General features: G+C 37.0%; 15 protein-coding genes and 1 tRNA gene. 10 read left to right on the top strand and 6 right to left on the bottom strand.

The features are described from left to right. Nucleotides 1-19 precede the first annotated feature (19 nt). A complete protein-coding gene (locus M2R48_RS04590) occupies nt 20-871 on the top strand; it encodes an SPFH domain-containing protein (protein WP_004722624.1) in 852 nt (283 codons plus the stop codon). Nucleotides 872-1388: 517 nt separating this feature from the next. Here the strand turns inward: M2R48_RS04590 and M2R48_RS04585 are convergent. The 3 genes from M2R48_RS04585 to prpF all read right to left on the bottom strand — a co-directional run bounded on the left by M2R48_RS04585 (nt 1389) and on the right by prpF (nt 4853). After that, a complete protein-coding gene (locus M2R48_RS04585; RefSeq protein WP_004819495.1) occupies nt 1389-2300 on the bottom strand; it encodes a polyprenyl synthetase family protein in 912 nt (303 codons plus the stop codon). A 148-nt stretch (nt 2301-2448) separates the two neighbouring features. Then, a complete protein-coding gene (locus M2R48_RS04580; RefSeq protein ID WP_262085232.1) occupies nt 2449-3408 on the bottom strand; it encodes a GGDEF domain-containing protein in 960 nt (319 codons plus the stop codon). A gap of 257 nt (nt 3409-3665) precedes the next feature. Further along, complete coding sequence (gene prpF, locus M2R48_RS04575) at nt 3666-4853, bottom strand: 2-methylaconitate cis-trans isomerase PrpF (RefSeq protein WP_262085231.1); 1188 nt, start codon at nt 4851-4853, stop codon at nt 3666-3668. 317 nt (nt 4854-5170) lie between these two features. Here prpF and M2R48_RS04570 point away from each other — a divergent pair, with 317 nt between their 5' ends. From M2R48_RS04570 to M2R48_RS04560, 3 genes are all read left to right on the top strand, one after another. Then, nucleotides 5171-6541, top strand: coding sequence for an amino acid permease (locus M2R48_RS04570; RefSeq protein ID WP_034616126.1), 1371 nt, complete (start codon nt 5171-5173; stop codon nt 6539-6541). Between the two features lie 72 nt (nt 6542-6613). Next, nucleotides 6614-6686: transfer RNA gene (locus M2R48_RS04565), tRNA-Arg, on the top strand. A 408-nt stretch (nt 6687-7094) separates the two neighbouring features. After that, nucleotides 7095-8603 (top strand): long-chain fatty acid transporter, encoded by a 1509-nt coding sequence (locus tag M2R48_RS04560; RefSeq protein ID WP_262085230.1) that lies wholly within the window; start codon nt 7095-7097, stop codon nt 8601-8603. A gap of 64 nt (nt 8604-8667) precedes the next feature. Here the strand turns inward: M2R48_RS04560 and M2R48_RS04555 are convergent, their stop codons facing one another. Then, on the bottom strand, nt 8668-9282 hold the full coding sequence (locus M2R48_RS04555; RefSeq protein ID WP_004722639.1) for a carbonic anhydrase: 615 nt from the start codon (nt 9280-9282) through the stop codon (nt 8668-8670). Nucleotides 9283-9605: 323 nt separating this feature from the next. Here M2R48_RS04555 and M2R48_RS04550 point away from each other — a divergent pair, with 323 nt between their 5' ends. Together M2R48_RS04550 and M2R48_RS04545 are read left to right on the top strand one after the other, a co-directional pair. Continuing rightward, complete coding sequence (locus M2R48_RS04550) at nt 9606-10655, top strand: alpha/beta fold hydrolase (RefSeq protein ID WP_262085229.1); 1050 nt, start codon at nt 9606-9608, stop codon at nt 10653-10655. Continuing rightward, the gene (locus M2R48_RS04545; RefSeq protein WP_262085228.1) at nt 10652-11662 is read left to right on the top strand and encodes a hypothetical protein; all 1011 of its coding nucleotides are present in this window, start codon (nt 10652-10654) and stop codon (nt 11660-11662) included. The genes M2R48_RS04550 and M2R48_RS04545 overlap by 4 nt, the downstream gene beginning before the upstream one ends. Nucleotides 11663-11709: 47 nt before the next feature. Here M2R48_RS04545 and M2R48_RS04540 read toward each other — a convergent pair whose 3' ends face one another. Together M2R48_RS04540 and nfuA are read right to left on the bottom strand one after the other, a co-directional pair. Then, entirely contained in the window at nt 11710-13743 is a 2034-nt protein-coding gene (locus tag M2R48_RS04540) for a ligand-gated channel protein (protein ID WP_262085227.1), read from the bottom strand. A 298-nt stretch (nt 13744-14041) separates the two neighbouring features. Then, a complete protein-coding gene (nfuA, locus tag M2R48_RS04535) occupies nt 14042-14680 on the bottom strand; it encodes a Fe-S biogenesis protein NfuA (RefSeq protein ID WP_004819478.1) in 639 nt (212 codons plus the stop codon). A gap of 407 nt (nt 14681-15087) precedes the next feature. Here nfuA and M2R48_RS04530 point away from each other — a divergent pair, with 407 nt between their 5' ends. From M2R48_RS04530 to M2R48_RS04515, 4 genes are all read left to right on the top strand, one after another. After that, a complete protein-coding gene (locus M2R48_RS04530; RefSeq protein ID WP_262085226.1) occupies nt 15088-16638 on the top strand; it encodes a hypothetical protein in 1551 nt (516 codons plus the stop codon). Nucleotides 16639-16907: 269 nt separating this feature from the next. Further along, on the top strand, nt 16908-17696 hold the full coding sequence (locus M2R48_RS04525) for a crotonase/enoyl-CoA hydratase family protein (protein WP_262085225.1): 789 nt from the start codon (nt 16908-16910) through the stop codon (nt 17694-17696). Between the two features lie 48 nt (nt 17697-17744). Further along, on the top strand, nt 17745-18653 hold the full coding sequence (locus M2R48_RS04520) for an alpha/beta fold hydrolase (RefSeq protein ID WP_262085224.1): 909 nt from the start codon (nt 17745-17747) through the stop codon (nt 18651-18653). Nucleotides 18654-18682: 29 nt separating this feature from the next. Beyond that, nucleotides 18683-19243 (top strand): TetR/AcrR family transcriptional regulator, encoded by a 561-nt coding sequence (locus M2R48_RS04515; RefSeq protein ID WP_262085223.1) that lies wholly within the window; start codon nt 18683-18685, stop codon nt 19241-19243. Nucleotides 19244-19285 lie beyond the last annotated feature (42 nt).

The following is a 19285-nucleotide window of genomic DNA, read 5'->3' as shown; positions in this document are numbered from 1 at the left end:
GAATAAAGAGGAAAATTAAATGGGTTTTGGTTCTATTGTTGTTTTAGTCTTATTTCTGTTTGTGGCTGTGACCATTTTCAAAGGCGTACGTATTGTTCCTCAGGGTTATAAATGGATCGTACAACGTTTAGGTAAATATCACACCACACTAAGTCCAGGTTTAAACTTCGTCATTCCTTATGTGGATGAAGTGGCTTATAAAGTCACCACCAAAGATATTGTTTTAGATATCCCATCACAAGAAGTCATCACCCGTGATAACGCGGTATTGGTGATGAATGCTGTGGCTTATATCAATTTAACCACACCAGAAAAAGCGGTGTATGGTATTGAAAACTACACTTGGGCAATTCAAAATTTGGTACAAACTTCACTCCGTTCAATCGTCGGTGAAATGGATCTAGATGATGCATTGTCATCACGTGATCATATCAAAGCAAAATTAAAAGCGGCGATTTCTGATGATATCTCAGACTGGGGTATCACACTAAAAACCGTGGAAATTCAAGACATTCAACCATCACACACCATGCAATCAGCGATGGAAGCCCAAGCTGCTGCGGAACGTCAACGTCGTGCAACTGTGACCAAAGCAGATGGTGAAAAACAGGCTGCTATTTTAGAAGCGGATGGACGTTTAGAAGCCTCTCGCCGTGATGCGGAAGCTCAGGTTGTATTGGCTGAATCTTCACAGCGTGCCATTGAAATGGTGACCTCTGCTGTGGGTGATAAAGAAATCCCTGTTGCCTACTTACTCGGTGAGCAATATGTCAAAGCAATGCAAGACATGGCCAAATCAAATAATGCCAAAACTGTTGTGCTCCCAGCAGATATTATGAATACTATTCGTGGTGTGATGGGTAGAAACTAATTTTTGCAATTTTAAAAACGTTCAAAAATAGGCAGCCGATCGGTTGCCTATTTTTTATTTTAAAAATGCCGCTTAAGTTTTAAGGCTGAACAATTGTCCGTTTTTCCGTCATCTATAGTTAAATTTCGCGCTACTTAAAATTCACTCTTTGCATCAGCATTCGAGATTTAAAGATCGATATTAAAATGAAATTATATAAACTACAGATAGATGAAGATTTTGAAGATGATGGGCTTTGCTCTATTACCTTTTGGTTTGAGGATGACCCACCGAGATATAGCACTATGTCGGGATGAACTAGAATGTCCAAACAGTATTTATATTGAATATACTGATCAAATATATGGATTTGAAACCAGAGACATCGAATATTCATTTGAGAATGGACGATTAACTCTAAAGCTGTTGGTTAATTCGTTCAGATGGAATAATTCCAGTGATGTTGAAATTTATATTCCCGAGACAGAAATTGACTCAGTGACATTCATCATGAAAAAAATATTTGATCTCAATTAAATTAACTTTTTCTTGCCAACAAAAATTGCGAAATTTGGTTCAATTCCTGTGCATCCTCACCAAAATACGCTAAAGCTTTAAATGCCTGGTCATGTAATTGTTGCGCATAAATTTTGGCATTTTCTAAGCCCATTAAGGCAGGATAGGTTGACTTATCTACTTGTTGGTCTTTGCCCGCAGTTTTGCCCAAAGATTCAGTATCAGACACCACATCTAAAATATCATCTTGCACTTGAAATGCTAAACCAATCGCTTGACCATATTGACGCAATTGTGGAATGGCTTGATCTGTACCCGAAAAAACTGTCACGGCAGACAACATAATTGCAGCTTGGATTAAAGCCCCTGTTTTATTGCGATGGATATTTTCTAACTGTGCTTGATCAACATGTTTGCCTTCAGCCTGTAAATCTAAAACCTGACCACATACCATTTTTGAACTTGCTGTGGCTAAAATTTGCATCTGTTTAAGAATAATACCCTGTTCAACAGCTTGACCCTGATCGAATAGACGGCTTCCTAATACCTCAAATGCCATCGATTGCAAAATATCACCAGCTAATAGCGCTGTATCTTCACCAAAAGCCACATGACAGGTTGGCTGACCGCGACGTAACAAGTCATTGTCCATACATGGCAAGTCATCATGTGCCAATGAATAGCAATGAATAAACTCAATCGCAACCGCAGCTCTACGCACGGCTGCAAAATTCGGATTATTTTGTTTTAATTGTGCAGTTGCATAACTTAAAGCAGGTCTAACTCGTTTTCCACCTAACATCACCGTATGATGCACTGCAGATTTTAATGGCTCTGGCAATGAAAAAGCATCTAAAGCAGCTTGTAAATCTTGCTGAATTTGCACTTGCGCTCGTTTTAAAATTTCTGCATTAACATTGGGAATAGAAGTCACATCTGCCTCGGTTTGTACGAATCGCTAAAACTAAAATCAGTAGTTTTAGATACATTGGTAAATTGGGTGAGTCAGAACATTCTACTATGAGTCACTATAATTCTCATCCTTTAATTCCAATCCAATCATTTGAATAAGTGTAAGACATCTATATTTCATTTTTTAATAGAAACAATGAGTTTCGGCCTTTTTCCTTAGCAGAACGTACTGCAAACTCTAATTTTTGTAAGACATCCACCTCAGTTGGCTGGTTGTGTGGATCTAAATGATAAATTCCTATAGATGCAGTAAGATATTCATTATTACTACCAAACAATATCTTTTCATTGGTGACTGCAAATTTAAGCCGTTCTGCAAGCGTCACCACTGCCCACTCGGTCAGATGTTCAATCACAATAACAAAGCTTGCTGAATTTAAGCGAAAAATTTCTGCTTCTTCAGTTTGAGCAATCGCTTCATTTAATACAGAACCTAGCTGTATTAGAACCTCATCACCTGCAGTATAGCTATTGAGTTGATTAAATCGCTTAAAGTTATCTAAATCAATTTTAAGAAAAGACAAATGCGAGTCACGACTTTTTTGCCAGACTTTATTTAAGTAATGCTCAAAAGCAAAAGCATTCTGCAAACCTGTGACAAAATCTAAATAGAGATGATCGTGCAATTTTTTATTATTTTGCAAAAGCACATTTTCACGACGCTTCAAACGCGTTATATCCGAGCATACGACTACGACTGTTTCAATCTCATCATACTGGTTACGTATTGCTTTAAAATAAGAAAGGTAAAATTTTCCTTTGACGTAGAATTCTTGTTCAAAATAATTCTTATTTTTTGAGAAATAACGCATTGCCTCATTAAAATGTGCATAAACAACGGTCGAAAATGTATTGAGTAACTTATCAAACAAGTACAGCGCATCACTTTCATAAATATCAGCAAATTTTTGATTTACCCCTAAAAACCGCGCTTCCTGATCAAATAAAGCGATGGGTAAAGGAATTTGTGAAATAAAAGAAACCAGATGCAATTTATCGATATCTTGTAAATATTCAAAAACATTGATGTCTTCAAGGCTATCTCGTAGTTTTTTAGACTCTTGTTCCATACGCCACCTCGAAGCCAATAAATTTTTAATCTATTGAAATCAGCATTCAATGTATTAATTTTTACAACAGCAAATTATCAGAATTGCTATCACATAAAGTAAGTATGATAAAATACTGTAACTATTTTGCCACACACAATACAAAATTAGTACTTTTATTGATGCAAATCACAAAAAAATAAACCTTGCAGATGCAAGGTTCTAAAAATTTCAACGATCAAATCACTTAAATGCTATTTGAAAGCAGATAAAAACGATTAAAAACTATCGGCTGGCACTCGAACCCAACCCTCCATCAATACGCGTGCACTACGACTCATGATGGCTTTCTTAACAACCCATTGCCCTTTTTCATTTAGCGCTTGTGCACCCACGCGAAGTGTTCCAGAAGGATGTCCAAAGCGTACTGCTTCCCGTTCACCGCCTCCAGCAGCCAAATTCACCAAGGTATTTGGAATTGCTGCAGCTGTTCCAATCGCGACCGCAGCTGTTCCCATCATGGCATGATGTAATTTACCCATCGATAATGCACGCACCAATAAATCTGTATCGGTCTCGCTCACCTGTTTACCACTAGAAGAGGTATAGCTTTTAGGTTTGGATACAAATGCCACTTTTGGGGTATGTTGACGATTAGCCGCTTCACTAATGTCTTGGATTAAACCCATTTTTACCGCACCATAAGCACGGATTTTTTCAAAACGCGCTAATGCTGCTACATCACTATTAATATCGTCTTGTAATTCAGTTCCGTTGTATCCAATCTCTTCGGCATTTAAGAAAATTGTAGGAATACCTGCATTGATCAAAGTTGCTTGAAATGTACCAATTTCAGGAACCTCTAAGTTGTCTACAACATTTCCTGTAGGGAACATTGCTCCACCATCTTCCCCGTCATCAGCAGGATCTAAAAATTCAATTTGGACTTCTGCCGCTGGAAAAGTGACACCATCCAATTCAAAATCACCCGTTTCTTGAACTTGTCCCTGAGTAATAGGCACATGGGCAATAATTGTTTTATGAATATTGGCTTGCCAAATACGAACTGTACAAATACCATTTTCCGGAATCCGATCAGCTGTAACCAAACCATTACTGATTGCAAATGAACCGACAGCAGCTGTTAAATTACCGCAGTTGCCACTCCAGTCTACAAATGCTTTATCAATAGACACTTGCCCAAACAGATAGTCAACATCATGCTTTGGTTGTGAACTCTTGGCTAAAATAACTGTTTTACTGGTACTTGAAGTCGCCCCGCCCATCCCATCAATCTGTTTTCCATAAGGATCTGGACTACCGATCACACGGAGTAATAACTGATCACGGGCTTGTCCTGCTATTTGTGCACGTTCAGGCAAATCATCGAGTTTAAAGAAGACACCTTTACTGGTACCACCACGCATATAGGTTGCTGGGATTTTGATTTGAGGTGCAGCGCTCATTTTATCGTATTCCTTTCAATTCTCTTTGTTGTATCAAATAATGAATCTTCATTCAGTTTTATACTACCCTTTTTTTGAGTAAAATACTGACGGATTGACTTAAGTATTAAATAAATCTTGTCATAAAGCTTAAATATTAGACAGATTCAGCTTGCTGTTAAAATTTATAATTAAGCTTATTTCATTGAAAATGAATAAAAAAATTAAATGTATTATTTTTTGACTTCACAGTTCCATTCCATACATCTATCGCATACTAGGCTAAAAGTAACCAATCTATTACAATAATTAAATTCGCATAAACAGAGTTGTACACATTGAGCAACGAGTCTACACAATTACAGCGTGGGCTTAAGAATCGTCATATCCAATTGATTGCCATGGGCGGTGCAATTGGTACAGGATTATTCTTAGGTTCAGCACATGTGATCGAAAAAGCTGGGCCATCCATTATTTTGGGTTATGCCATTGGTGGTTTGATCGTTTTTTTAATTATGCGTCAGCTTGGGGAAATGATAGTACATGAACCCGTGGCTGGTTCTTTTAGCCATTTTGCCAATAAATATTGGGGTAAATTTCCTGGTTTTTTAACTGGTTGGAACTATTGGATGTTGTACATCCTAGTTGCAATGACAGAATTAACTGCGGTCGGCAAATACATCAATTATTGGTGGCCTGAAATTCCAAACTGGGTGTCTGTACTGTTTTTCTTCGTTGTGATTACACTGGTCAACTTAGGAAATGTGAAATTTTACGGTGAATCCGAATTTTGGTTATCTATCATTAAAGTCACTGCTATTGTTGCAATGATTGTATTTGGTATTTATTTGGTTCTGACCGCAGATGTAAGTTCAGGGATCGCTTTTTCAAACTTATGGTCTCATGGTGGCTTTTTTCCAAATGGATTTGACGGCTTATTCTATATGCTGGCTTTCCTTATGTTTGGTTTTGGCGGTATTGAATTAGTTGGTATGGCCGCGGCCGAAGCCAAAGACCCAGAAAAAACCATTCCTAAAGCGATTAATCAAGTTGTGCCACGTATTCTTATTTTTTACGTAGGTTCGATGATTATTCTGTTGTCTTTGGTGCCTTGGAACCAGTTAAATTTTGGTGGTTTAGATAAAAGTCCATTCGTTATGGTCTTTAGTATGATTGGGATTGCATGGGCAGCTCATCTGGTTAACTTTATTATCTTAACTGCTGCATTATCTGTTTATAACAGTGGGATGTATGCCAATAGCCGTATGCTTTATGGCTTAGCAAAACAAGGCAATGCACCTAAAATTTTTACCAAAACCAATAAGCATGGTGTACCAATTCCATCAGTATTACTTTCTGCATTTTTAATTTTGGGTTGTGTACCTTTAAATTATTATTTACCAGAAGATGCTTTAAGTCATTTGATGTATGTGGTGGTTGGTGCTTTAGTTTTAAACTGGTTAATGATTACACTCACGCATTTGAAGTTTAAGCGTGCTCTACGTTTGACCAATCAAACCAGTAAATACCCTGCACTTTGGGCGCCTGTTAGTAATTTTGTGGTGATTATTTTTATTGGTATTGTTTTATATATCATGTGGGATCAAGGATTTAAAGAATCCGTGTTGATGATTCCTGTATGGATTACCTTGATGTTAGTCCTGTTTGATATTTTAAATCCAAATGAAATAAAGACTGAAGAAAAATAAATCTAACACAAAGCTATTATTTCGATAATAGCTTTTTTTTCATATGCATATACGGTAAATTATTTGCTTATTGTGCCCTTAGCTTAACTGGATAGAGCAGTTGCCTCCTAAGCGACAGACGTGGGTTCAAGTCCCGCAGGGCGCACAATTGAACAAGAATAAAAAATGAATTTCTCTCTTTACAAAAATTTAATATTGAGCCACTTCTATTGCCGAATAAACTCAGCTTTATTTTGACCATCTGGTTATATTTTGCGCATCCCATCAAGTCCCCCCAATATCTATATTTTATTATTTTCAGTTTAATTTTTTCAATATCTCTATAAATAATCTCATCTTTATATTTTTTTCTAAATTCTCTCTCTGCAAACTAAACTACATAGTTCATTTTTTTTTCACTAATTCACCCTCTAGAGTATTTACTCTTATTTTTTATATGTTATTTTGTAAATAGAAGTAACTTTGAGTTGTATATTTAAGTATCAAAATTATTTCTCATTCAAAACTTAAGTACTTCAAAGTATTCATTTTATTATATTAGGGAAAAATTAAAATGAAATTAAAACATTTATCAATCGCGATAATTGCTGCAAGTTTGCCAATGACTGGTGTTTTTGCCGCAGCAATGGATCGCTCAGGCCAATCTATTTCGGCATTCCTTCAACCTAATAATTATTTTGAAGCTGGTATTTCAGTTTTAGATCCAACTGTTGAAGGTCGAGAAGCAGGAGATACGCCTAAACCATATCGTGAAATCAATGATATGGGAGATGATTATTATTTTCCATCTGCTGCTATTAAATTACAACTAACAGATCAAGTTTCATTTGGTCTTTTATATGACCAACCCTTTGGCGCAGATGCAGCATATTCAGGTCAAAACGCTTTCGTTTCAACTGATCACGATACTGTATTACCTCCAGAAAGATTAACTGCACTTCGTAACAGTACAATCGACTCTACATTTGCTGGAATGAATTCACAACAACGTGTTGGCTTAGTATTACAAGGACAAGGTGTTGACTTAACCACACCAGCTGGTCAAGAGGCACTGCGACAATCCTTAACTAAATATAGCACTGACGCTACCTATAAAGCGGGTATTGATGCTGTAGTGAAAAACGGTATTACAGGTAGAGTTGATCAAGGCATTAAGGCCGCGAATGACACACTGGGTAAAGGTAATACCAAAGTTGAAGTAGATACCCAAAATATTTCAATGATTTTTGGTTTTCAACCCATCGCTAACTTAAACTTCTATGGTGGTGGTGTTTATCAAACCATTAAAGGGAATGTTAGTCTGCGTGGTCAAGCATATAGTTTATATAATGGCTATGATGCAAACATCAAAGAAACTGGCGGTGTGGGCTGGTTAGCGGGTGCTGCGTATCAGATTCCAGAAATTGCATTAAAAGCATCAGTAACTTATCGTTCTGAAATCGATCATGATGTGAATATCAATGAATCGATTCCTACACTTGGTGCATTGACATTACTTGGTGAATCTGGCGCTGCTGCGGCAAAAGCAATTGCGGCTGCCAATGGTAAAACGACGATTACAACGCCACAGTCTGTTAACATCGATTTACAAACGGGAATCATGGCAAATACAGTCGCTTTTGCGAATCTTCGTTGGGTAAATTGGAAAGACTTTTCAATCCAACCATTAAAATTCGGTAAAGTTTCTCAAACGATTGGTGGTTTAGTTGGCCGTCCAAATGGATTTAATTTGGTTGAATACTCGGACGATCAATATACAGTGACTGCAGGTGTTGGTCGTAAAATCAATGACCAATGGGCAGGTAACGTTTCAGTAGGTTGGGACTCAGGTGCTGGTAATCCAGTTTCAACTTTAGGTCCAACAGAAGGTTATTGGAATGTGGGCTTAGGTGTTCAATATAGCCCTACACCAGCAACATTTATCGCTGGTGGTGTTAAATACTTCTGGTTAGGTGATGCAAAAGCACAAACAGGTGCTCAAGCAGGTGGTGACAGTTATGTCGCAGAGTTTAAAGATAACAACGCTATCGCTTATGGTTTAAAAATTGGTTATAGATTCTAAGAATCTATACTGATAAAAAAATCCCACTTTAAGTGGGATTTTTTTATGTTGGCAATTTCAAACATTAAAAATCATAAAAAGAAACTTCACCCGTCTCCAAAGAATATTCAGCACCAACGACTTTTAATTTACCTTTGGCAATCAAGTTTTCTAATACAGCTGAACCATGGCGTAATTGATTAACTGAAGCAAAAACATTTGATTTTACTGCATGCATTGATAGCTTTTCTAAGTCATCTTTCAACTCAGTTTGCATTAAAATTTCAACTGAAGGACGAACACGATTTACAATTGACATAAGATTTGCAGAAGGTGGTGTATTCGGGTTCTTCAGCGCTTCAATCGTTGAATGAATCGCACCACAATGACTATGACCTAAAACAACAACCAAGGGACAGCCAAAACTATCTGCGGCAAATTCAACACTTCCCACTTGCGACGGCGCAACAATATTACCTGCAACACGAATCACAAATAAATCACCGAAACCTTGGTCAAAAACCATTTCTGCTGGAACACGAGAGTCTGAACAACCTAAAATAATGGCAAATGGCTCTTGGCTGTCCATCATTTCAGATCGTTGCTGATGCGTCAAAAATTTAGTCAGATTGGTTTCACCATGTGCAAAACGTTCATTACCCTGTTTTAATCGTTCTAAAGCTTCTTGAGCAGTTAGCATGTCCTTTGTTCCATTGTGTGGAGAGTGTGATTATTTTAATGCCGCAAAATGTGAAAGTCACTGACTAAAAATAAACTCTGTTACAATTTTTGTTATGAAGCGGTTAATGGCCTAAATTTTAAAAATACATAGATATAATTCACAGTTTAATTAAAATTGTTTAACCAAAATACAAAATAATCTCTATATTAGTTGAGTTGAACACTGAAACTATGGCAAAAAACTTACAAATAAGACTTTCTCGGCAAATGTTGAAAAAATTATGATCATGAATAATATTTTTACTTTATATAATGCCTAGTCTTTTACTCGGAACCCTCTGCATGTCTGAACTGGCCCATAAAAAAATTCTTCATTTTTTAAACAGCATATTGTTAAGTTTGACTGCGATCGGTGTATTGTTTTTAGGTAGTCATAACAATGCAACTGCTGCCACACCAGAATATGTGGATTATTTAAAAATTGTACAAGAAGAACGTGCTTGGGCAGGATTAACGTCTAAAACATTGCGTGTGGGTGATGTTATTTGGTCTTATAGTGAAGGCGGTTCTAAAGATAAGCCAACTGTTTTACTGATTCACGGTTTAGCCAGCAGCCGTGATACATGGAATGATATCGCACAGTCATTGACCCCATATTACCATGTAATTATTCCAGACTTGCCTTCAGCAGGAAGTACTCAGGTTCCAGCCAATTTTGATTTATCTGTACCCAATGTAACTGAGCAACTTAGACGCTTTATTGAAGCTGCACATATTCAAGATAATTTAAATATTGCAGGACATTCATTGGGTGGAACCATTGCAATGTTTTATGCTTCACAGTATCCATTTGATACGAAAAGCTTGTTCCTGATGAGTACAGGGGGTATTTTTAAATCAACAAATACCAATTATTTAAGAAACCCGATCTATCTCAAACAATTATTAATCACACAAAAGGGTGATTTAGATTTTGTTATGAAAAAGGTGATGTTTAATCCCCCTTTTACTGCTCGTGTAATTAAAGATGAACAAGAAAAATTATTCATTGCTAAATCTCAAGACACAGCCAAAATCATCAATCAAATTGACGCACTCAATCGGCTTTATACCCCTTCAACTTTTACCACGATGTTAAAAAACATTGAAGCACCCACCCTGATCCTTTGGGGTGAACAAGATCAGATTGTAAATGTGGATGTTGCAAATGAATTAAAATCGGTATTAAAACGCCCTGAAACACCGATTATTCTACAACGTGTTGGGCACATGCCATTACTTGAAGCACCTGAACGAGTTGCGGATTACTATTTAAGCTTTTTAAACAAAGTACAACCTTTGCAAAACCCATTGTCTGATCAAACACATGGACAAATTGAGTTCAAAAAATGAAAAATCAACTTATTGAACAATTGATCGAAGCCCAACTTGACTTTTTAGATCAAGAATTTTCACAGGCTGATACGATTAAAATTGAGTTTACTGAATTTTATCACTGGTTTAGAAAACAGCCTTTAAAACAAATTTGGTCTTTTGCACAAATTCATGATTTATTGTCAAAGCAAATTTTAGCAACACCTGCAAACAACTTTCTCATCGAGCAAATCGCTGAACATATTCGTTTTGCCTTGATTCATCCAAGTAACGATGAAACGTTAATTGAAGATATTATTCCAGTCACCACGATTGATAAAATTGCCCAATATGTCGCAAGCAAATCGGGGCATCGCCAAGCTTTGATCAAACGTGTTGTCAATAATCCTGCCTTTTCAAGCATGTTAACCCAACTAATCCATCACTCTATCCAAGACTATATTGATAATTCGGTCATGAATAAAAAAGTCCCTGGTGTGGGACGTTTTATGAAGATGGGAAAATCAGTTTTAGAATCGGTTACCGACACGAATTTAGATGATACAGTTAAGCATTATCTGCAAAAAAATATTATTAAAATTAGTCAATTGAGTGAACAAGTCATTAACCAACAGTTTGATGACAATAAGCTTTATCATTTTCAAGCCAATTTATGGCATAAAATTAAAAAAATACCGATTGCTGTATTGCATAATTATGTTGAAATTAACGACCTGCCTAAAACTGTAGGTATGGGTCATGAAATATGGGAACATATTCGCCAAACAGATTATTTAAAAAAACAAGTGCATGATGGTGTACTGACTTGGTATGTACGTAATGAAGAACGCCCTTTTGATTTAATTTTAAGTGATATCAATATTGATGAAGCGTTGATTCAAAATCAATTACACCAGTTACTTGAACCTGTTATTCAACAAATGGTTGCTTCTCAACACTTAAAGAGTCGTGCACGGATCTATCTGGAAAAATTTTATTATTCAGATAAAACTTTAAAGATTCTCAATATTGAAAAAGGCGCATAAAGCGCCTTTTTCATGACTAAACAGATTTAATACAATTTAATTGAGCTTTAGAACTTATAAATTAAACCCAAATTGTAACGGCGACCATCCAATACATAATTATAAGTCGCAGTATCTATGCTTTTATCAAATAAGTTATAAATACCAGCATTAAACTGTAAGACATTGGAAGGTTTATAGTTTAGACCGACATCAATCATTGCATACGCTGGTCTACCTTTCCCCATAGATGTACGACTTAAATAGTCAGAAGTTTTACTTCTTACATTTAAACGGCTCCACATCCCGACTTGATCATTTGTTTGCCAATCGAATGTTGTATTAAACATATGTTTCGGCATTTCATTTAAAGGTTGGCCTTTAAATGCTCCACTCTTTTGTTCAGTATCCGTAAATGTATAATTTGTTGCCCAACGAACATCTGGAGTGATTGCCCAACCTAGAGTTGCCTCTATACCACGCATATTTGCTTTATCGACATTAATACGTTGACTGACAAAGTCGAATTGTTGTCCTAACCAAGAACACCCCATAGTTCCAGAGTCTCCTTGACAGGTACGAATTTCAGTAATTTTATCTTTAAATTCACTATTAAATACGGTAAAACCTGCATCTAAATTGTCATTATTATCCCAGTTAATCGATGCTTCATAATTGATACTTGTTTCTGGTTTTAAATCTGGATTCCCCACAATCATACCACTCGACTGACCACCACCTGTTGCTTGTCCCCATCCTGCAACAGTGGCACGTAATGCCGGAGTTTTATAACCTGTTGATACCCCACCTTTAACAATCCAGTTATCATTCAAGGTCCAAACACCATAGACTTTCGGGCTAAAATGATCACCAAATTTTTCATCTTTATCATAGCGTAATGAAGCAGTTACCGTAAATGGCTCTACAATATTCCACGCATCCTCAGCAAATAATGCCCAACTATAGCGATCTAAGTTGGTTAATTTTGATCCACCAATAACTAACTGATTGCCAAAGTCCTCAAGCTCTTCTTTTAAATAACTTCCCCCGAAGCTCAAAGCATGAGAACCTAAATTGATTTGGTTCAAAGTATTAAACGTTGTATTGATTGCTTCCATACTACGGGATGGATTTTCATTTTCCTCACGTTGAATATAAGAATGTGTCTTTAAATCGCCAATTTCACCACGATGAGTCAAACTATATTCGGTACGATAATAATCTGTATATGAGTCTGTTGGGAGCTTACCATTTCGCCCTGGTACATTCGCGATTGTTTTACCTACCGTTTGATCACGGTTTTGAATGGATCGCTGATATTCTAAATCAATGGTATGTTCAGAACTTGGCGTCAAGCTCAGTGTTGCGCCACCTGCACGTATACGTTGCTTATTATAGCCACCAATAATGTCATCTTCATTGCGTTGTGAGAATGTTCCATTCGCCTTTAAGCCAAGTAAATTACGGATTAAAGGACCAGAAACATATAAGTTTGCTTGATGGATATCCCCAGAATCTCTATTTTCTTGTAGTGTCGTATCCAATTTAACCGAGCTTGTCCAAGTATCTGCGACTTTTTTGGTAATAATATTAATCACACCGCCCATGGCATCTGAACCATATAAGCCTGACATCGGACCACGGATCACTTCAATACGTTCAATACTTTCAATACTTGGCATCCAACCTTGCTCAATACCCGAGTTATCACTATTTGGTCGAACTGAACGTGTATTCACCTTCTTGCCATCAATCAAAAAAACTGTATAAGCACTTCCCATACCACGGATACTAATATCACTTGAACTTCCACCACCTGTGACGACGACCCCAGGAACATCTTTAAGTGCATCCGTTATATCTCTATATGCTTTTTTATTAATGTCTTCTTGCGTTAAAACTGAAATAGATGCTGCTGCTTGTTTCACCTCTTGCTCAAAGCCACTTGCAGTGACAACAATCGTCTCTAATTTGGTTGACTCTGTAGACTGTGGATTGGTTTTGTTCGAGTTTTCTGGTGATTCTGCGGCATAGGCAGTTCCCATCATAACGGTGATAATGGAGAGAGATAACGCAGATTGGATGATACGGTTAGTTGACATAAGGTATTCCAAAGAGGCTAAGAAAGAATAGATAATGAAGATTTAGATACAATGTGTAATAAAAACACCACAGCATTATAAACAATATTAAGAATTATTCTCATTTTTATTAACCATTCGTTTAATATTTAGTCACTTTTAAGTATATCTTTAAGTTTTTATTCTATTTTTTAAGCTTCATTTAAGCTTATTAATATTTAAAATATAAAATTTACGTTTAGCTATGCGATATCCATAAAAAAACCTCCGAAATTCGGAGGTTTTAAACAACAATCAAATATCTACATTGATATACAGATTATTTGAAGTAAGCACCTTCTGCTTGACTATGGTCAGTCTGATCGACCACACGTCCGAGTTCAGGAATATGCTCTTTAAGTGTAGTTTCTACACCTTGTTTTAACGTTACATCAATTGCGGAACAGCCTTGACAGCCACCACCGAATTTTAATACCGCAGTTAAACCATGTTCTTCATCTTCGACCACTTCTACCAATGCACAGTTTCCGCCATGCCCTGCTAATCCTGGATTGATCTCTGCCTGAAGAATATAAGTAATTCGTTCTTCCATAGACGCATCTGGACCAACACGTGGTACTTTCGAGTTAGGTGCACGGAAAGTAAGCTGTCCACCAAAACGGTCTTTATTGTAATCAATTACAGCATCTTTCAAATATGGAATCGACGGTGTATCAATAAATGCTGGAAAATCAGGATAATCTTGTTTGTAATCTGTTGGAGCAATTTCATCAGGTGCACTATATGCCATACAACATTCAGCACGTGGAGTACCTGGATTTTCAACAAATACACGAACGCCAATTCCTGGAGTATTTTGCTTCTCCAAAAGATCTTTTAAATACTCTTGCGCATTGGGAGTAATCAATAAATTTGGAATTTCTTCTGCAACCGCAGTATTGGTGTTCTCAGTCGACATAACTCTATCCTCAAGCTGAAGTCGGTATTTTAACTGAAGATGAGGCTGAATGAGTGAAAATCAACTAAAATTGTCGGAATTAACTTAAAAAGATGTAAAAATATAATCTACGCAAATTTCAACATAAAATATTCGCGTAATAAATGAATATAAATCATACACAAATTGATATTTACTGCATTTTAGCTTATCAACAAATCGCGCTTTAAAACGCACAAAATGACACCAATGAAACTTTTTATAAATGAAATACTAAGCATAATTTAAGACATTTTTAGCACTAATTTATTCAATTTATACGACCAATTTATCTAAATTTTGTCAGAAAATGCCACCCAAATATTGAATATGGCATGGATAATGTATACATCTGTATATTAATGATGAAATAAAACGAGATATTTTGCATGTCCAGTTCAATTGACGGTTTACAGTTTCCAGTTCATCCAAAGACTCAAAAAAGTAGCAGCTCGCAAGTCGGTAAAGAAATCATTGCGGAAGCACTTTCCTTGGTTGATCATCTCAGCGCACAGCAAGCTTTAGATGAAAAAAACTGGCGTAAAAATTATCCAGTTTATTTTAAGGCATTGGTCGAACATGGGATTCGTTCAAGTCATAACGCCATCACTATTGCCAAACAAGGTTTGCACAAAGCCCAACATAGCTTTGATTTCTTTAGAGATGGACAACGCTATTCTTTAAAAGATATTGGTACAGTTCCTGTACTAGACAAGATTCAAAGCATTAGTTTTAAAGGTCATTCAAAAGATGACGTTGAATGGTTTGTACCCTATCATGGGCAAAAACTACAAGGCGAAGCGCTATATCAGCAAATTCAAAAGTGGCAAGATACTGGCATTATTGAAGCCAGCCATGCTGATGCACTCAGAGAAGTGATTTCACATCCTGAATGGTTTGATTTATCGGATCGTACCTTAGTTTTATTTGGCGCAGCTTCAGAGGCTGGCCCATTAACATGGTTATCGAAATGGAAAGCCAATATTGTTGCCGTTGATCTACCCAATGAACGCGTTTGGGAGCGAATTCTTAAAACCATTGAAAATGGCAATGCTACACTGTACGCACCTAGTTTTCAAAAAATCGTCAACAGCCATGATATTGACGAATTAAAAAGCAAACTTGGTGCAAATTTACTGACCCAAATTCCAGAAATTACACAATGGCTTTGTGATAATCCGCACAAGTTAGATTTGGCCTCAATTGCTTATTTGGATGGTGAAAAACATGTGCGTGTGTCGATGGCAATGGACACGATTATGAGCCATGTCAGTGAACACAAGAATGATTCATCACTGATGTATATGTGTACGCCTACAGATGTTTATGCAGTACCTGAAGAAGTGATTGAAGGTTCAAACAAAAAGTTCAAACATAGATCAAAATTTGAAACTGTACTCAGCAAAGGGATTGCAACCCTTTCCTTAAAGCAATTCTTTAAGCACCATGATCAACAATTGATTAGCTCTGACAATGGTAAATTCTATGGGATTGCTGATTGTCTGGTGGTTGAACAAGGCCCTAATTATGCCTTGGCAAAACGTATCCAACAGTGGCGTGCAACTTTAGCACGACATCAAGGGCAACACGTCAGTATCAATATTGCACCATCCACGACGACACATTCGGTTACCAAGAATCCGTTGCTTAAAGCTGCGTTTAACGGTGCAAGTTTGTTTGATGTAGAAGCGTTCCGCCCTGAAACCACTAATTCAATTATGGCAGCGCTTTGGATTCATGACTTAAGAAATCCTAAGTCTGTTGCAAATCCAGAAACTGAGATGGGGCATCCATTAGAATTGATGATGGAAGGCGCAAATCATGGTGGTTTATGGCGTGTCGCCTATCTTGCTCGCACAGCCTTACCTTTTGCTGCAATTTATGGATATGCCAGTGATAAATTACCGATGCAAAAGCTTTTAACCAAATTTAAAAAGTAATTCTTCAAGTTTAAATCTCTTTAAATTAAATGCCCAGTGATAAATTTAGCTGGGCATTTAAGTGTACGAGCACATTTTTAAATCTTATTAAATTCATAATAAAAAGCATAAGCATTTCCCCATAGCACCAAATAACATACACAATGCAGCGATCCTTTAATGCCTTAAATATGCTATACCCATGTAAACGGTTCAGTCATTCTAAAATGATTGACAGTTTTCTAACGATCGTTTAAAAACTTATAAAACAACCAATGAGAGAACAACAAATGTCAAATCTACAAGGAAAAGTCAGTCGTGAAATTCGTGGTCATATTTTTTTAATTGGCTTAGATCGTGCAGATAAACGCAATGCTTTTGATAGTCATATGATTCACGACCTATCACTGGCTTTAACTGAATATGAAAATAATCCACAACTACGCTGTGCGGTGGTCTTTGCACATGGTGATCATTTTACCGCAGGATTGGACTTGGTTGAGTTACAACCAAAATTAGCCGATGGTGTTTTTAATTTTAGCGATGATATTGTGAATCCTTGGGGAACTGTTGGGCGTCAAAGAACTAAACCATTGGTAACCGCAGTACAAGGCTATTGTTATACCGCTGGTATTGAATTGATGTTGAATTCTGACATCGTTGTCGCCAATGAAAATACTCAATTTACCCAAATTGAAGTACAGCGCGGTATCTTACCGTTTGGTGGTGCAACAGTACGTTTCGTCCAAGCTGCTGGCTGGGCAAAAGCCATGAAATATGTGTTAACTGGTGATTTATTTTATGCACAAACAGCCTATGAAATGAACTTAGTCACTGAGGTTGTTGAGGATAACCAACAGTTAACACGTGCCATAGAGCTGGCTGAACGTATTGCCAAGGCTGCACCACTTGCCGTCCAAGCGGCACTGCATTCGGCACATCAAGCCTTTTTACAAAGCCCTGAAGTCGCATTTGCAAACCTACAAAATCTACTTAACCCTTTACTTGCCTCAGAAGATGCACAAGAAGGTGTAAGAGCAATGATTGAACGTCGAGCACCACAGTTTAAAGGCAAATAAACCAATCATAGCAATATACGGCGATAATCTATAACTGTGGGAACAATCATGCAAAATTTAAAGTACTCAACTGAAGTCCAACACTTGAATGGCAATAGTTTTACCAGCCAAGCCATCAGCTTTAAGGCACTGGATGGTTATGTATTGGCTGGCGTACTTTACACGCCAGTCAATACAATCAAAGCAACTATAGTTGTCTCCAGTGCAACAGGTGTCCCACAAGCATTTTATCGCCGCTTCTCTGAATATGCCGCACAATTGGGTTATCAAGTACTCACTTTTGATTATCGTGGCGTGGCCAAATCTGCGCCACGGCAATTAAAAGGTTTTAAAATGTCATATCTGGATTGGGGAACATTAGATTTAGCAGGTGCAATTGACTACAGTTTTAAACGAGATATGCCCTTATTTTTAGTTGGACATTCTTACGGCGGACAAGCTTTAGGCTTGACACCGAATCACGACAAGGTAAGTGCAATGTATTGTTTTGGCACAGGTGCTGGCTGGCATGGCTATATGCCATTGAAAGAAAAAATTAAAGTTCAGGTAATTTGGAACATTATCTTTCCACCTATGGTGGCAATTACAGGTTACTTACCTTGGAGTAAACTCAATATGGGTGCAGATTTACCTAAAGGGGTCTACCAGCAATGGCGTAGATGGTGTAAAAATCCCACTTACTTTTTTGCAGATCCTGAGCAACAAAATTTGCATGAACAATATGCCCAGATTAAAACGCCGATTTATGCAGTGGCCGCTTTAGATGATGATTGGGCATTGCCAAATTCTCGTTATGCTTTTATGCAACATTATAAAAATGCGCCCATGCACTTTATCAACATATCTGCCGACGAATTTGGTTTAAAACAGATTGGACATATGGGCTATTTTCGTCAAGGTTCGGAGCCAATTTGGGATAAAATGTTTAATACTTTCGAGACATTCATCCACAATTAATTTTAAGCCCATAAGCAGCAAGGTCATCTATGCGCCCACAAAAACTTACACCTGAACAGATGTTAAATACCTGTGCTTTGCAATTTAAAGCACATGGTTATGCAGGGACAAGTATGGAGATGTTGGCAAAAGCATGTGGACTCAGTAAAGCATCGTTTTATTATTATTATCCCAACAAACAAGCCTTGCTGATGCAGATCTTAGCGCACACTCATCTTTATTTAAATCAATCGTTGTTTAAACTCGAAGATTTTGCTGTAGTGGATGCAAATCAACAATTTCAAATCATCCATGATAAAGCTGTTCATTTTTTTAGTTATGAAATAAAAGGCTGTTTAGTTGGGATACTGTCCTTAGAGGCAAGCCATATTTCTTTAGAAGTCTTGGAAAAAATCCGTGAAATTTTCCAAGATTGGCAAAATGCCTTGTATCAATTATTTCAACAAAAAATGGATCAAGCCGATGCAAAAATTTTGGCAAAAATAAGTGTGGCCGATTATGAGGGTGCGATTTTAATGTATCGACTGAATAATGATCTGTTCTATTTAAATCAAGTCAAAGCGCGAATTTCTCAACAACTCGCTCTATAATACTTGACTGATTTGCAATTTCTTGGTGAATATTAAATGATA

This window comes from Acinetobacter sp. I-MWF (assembly GCF_025433935.1).
Lineage (GTDB): Bacteria > Pseudomonadota > Gammaproteobacteria > Pseudomonadales > Moraxellaceae > Acinetobacter > Acinetobacter guillouiae.
This window is presented reverse-complemented; position numbering and strand designations above follow the sequence as displayed.

Coding starts and splice junctions, on each gene's coding strand:
- M2R48_RS04590 (WP_004722624.1), top strand. CDS start 20: ATGGGTTTTGGTTCTATTGTTGTTTTAGTCTTATTTCTGTTTGTGGCT.
- M2R48_RS04580 (WP_262085232.1), bottom strand. CDS start 3,408: ATGGAACAAGAGTCTAAAAAACTACGAGATAGCCTTGAAGACATCAAT.
- prpF (WP_262085231.1), bottom strand. CDS start 4,853: ATGAGCGCTGCACCTCAAATCAAAATCCCAGCAACCTATATGCGTGGT.
- M2R48_RS04560 (WP_262085230.1), top strand. CDS start 7,095: ATGAAATTAAAACATTTATCAATCGCGATAATTGCTGCAAGTTTGCCA.
- M2R48_RS04555 (WP_004722639.1), bottom strand. CDS start 9,282: ATGCTAACTGCTCAAGAAGCTTTAGAACGATTAAAACAGGGTAATGAA.
- M2R48_RS04550 (WP_262085229.1), top strand. CDS start 9,606: ATGTCTGAACTGGCCCATAAAAAAATTCTTCATTTTTTAAACAGCATA.
- M2R48_RS04545 (WP_262085228.1), top strand. CDS start 10,652: ATGAAAAATCAACTTATTGAACAATTGATCGAAGCCCAACTTGACTTT.
- M2R48_RS04540 (WP_262085227.1), bottom strand. CDS start 13,743: ATGTCAACTAACCGTATCATCCAATCTGCGTTATCTCTCTCCATTATC.
- nfuA (WP_004819478.1), bottom strand. CDS start 14,680: ATGTCGACTGAGAACACCAATACTGCGGTTGCAGAAGAAATTCCAAAT.
- M2R48_RS04530 (WP_262085226.1), top strand. CDS start 15,088: ATGTCCAGTTCAATTGACGGTTTACAGTTTCCAGTTCATCCAAAGACT.
- M2R48_RS04525 (WP_262085225.1), top strand. CDS start 16,908: ATGTCAAATCTACAAGGAAAAGTCAGTCGTGAAATTCGTGGTCATATT.
- M2R48_RS04520 (WP_262085224.1), top strand. CDS start 17,745: ATGCAAAATTTAAAGTACTCAACTGAAGTCCAACACTTGAATGGCAAT.
- M2R48_RS04515 (WP_262085223.1), top strand. CDS start 18,683: ATGCGCCCACAAAAACTTACACCTGAACAGATGTTAAATACCTGTGCT.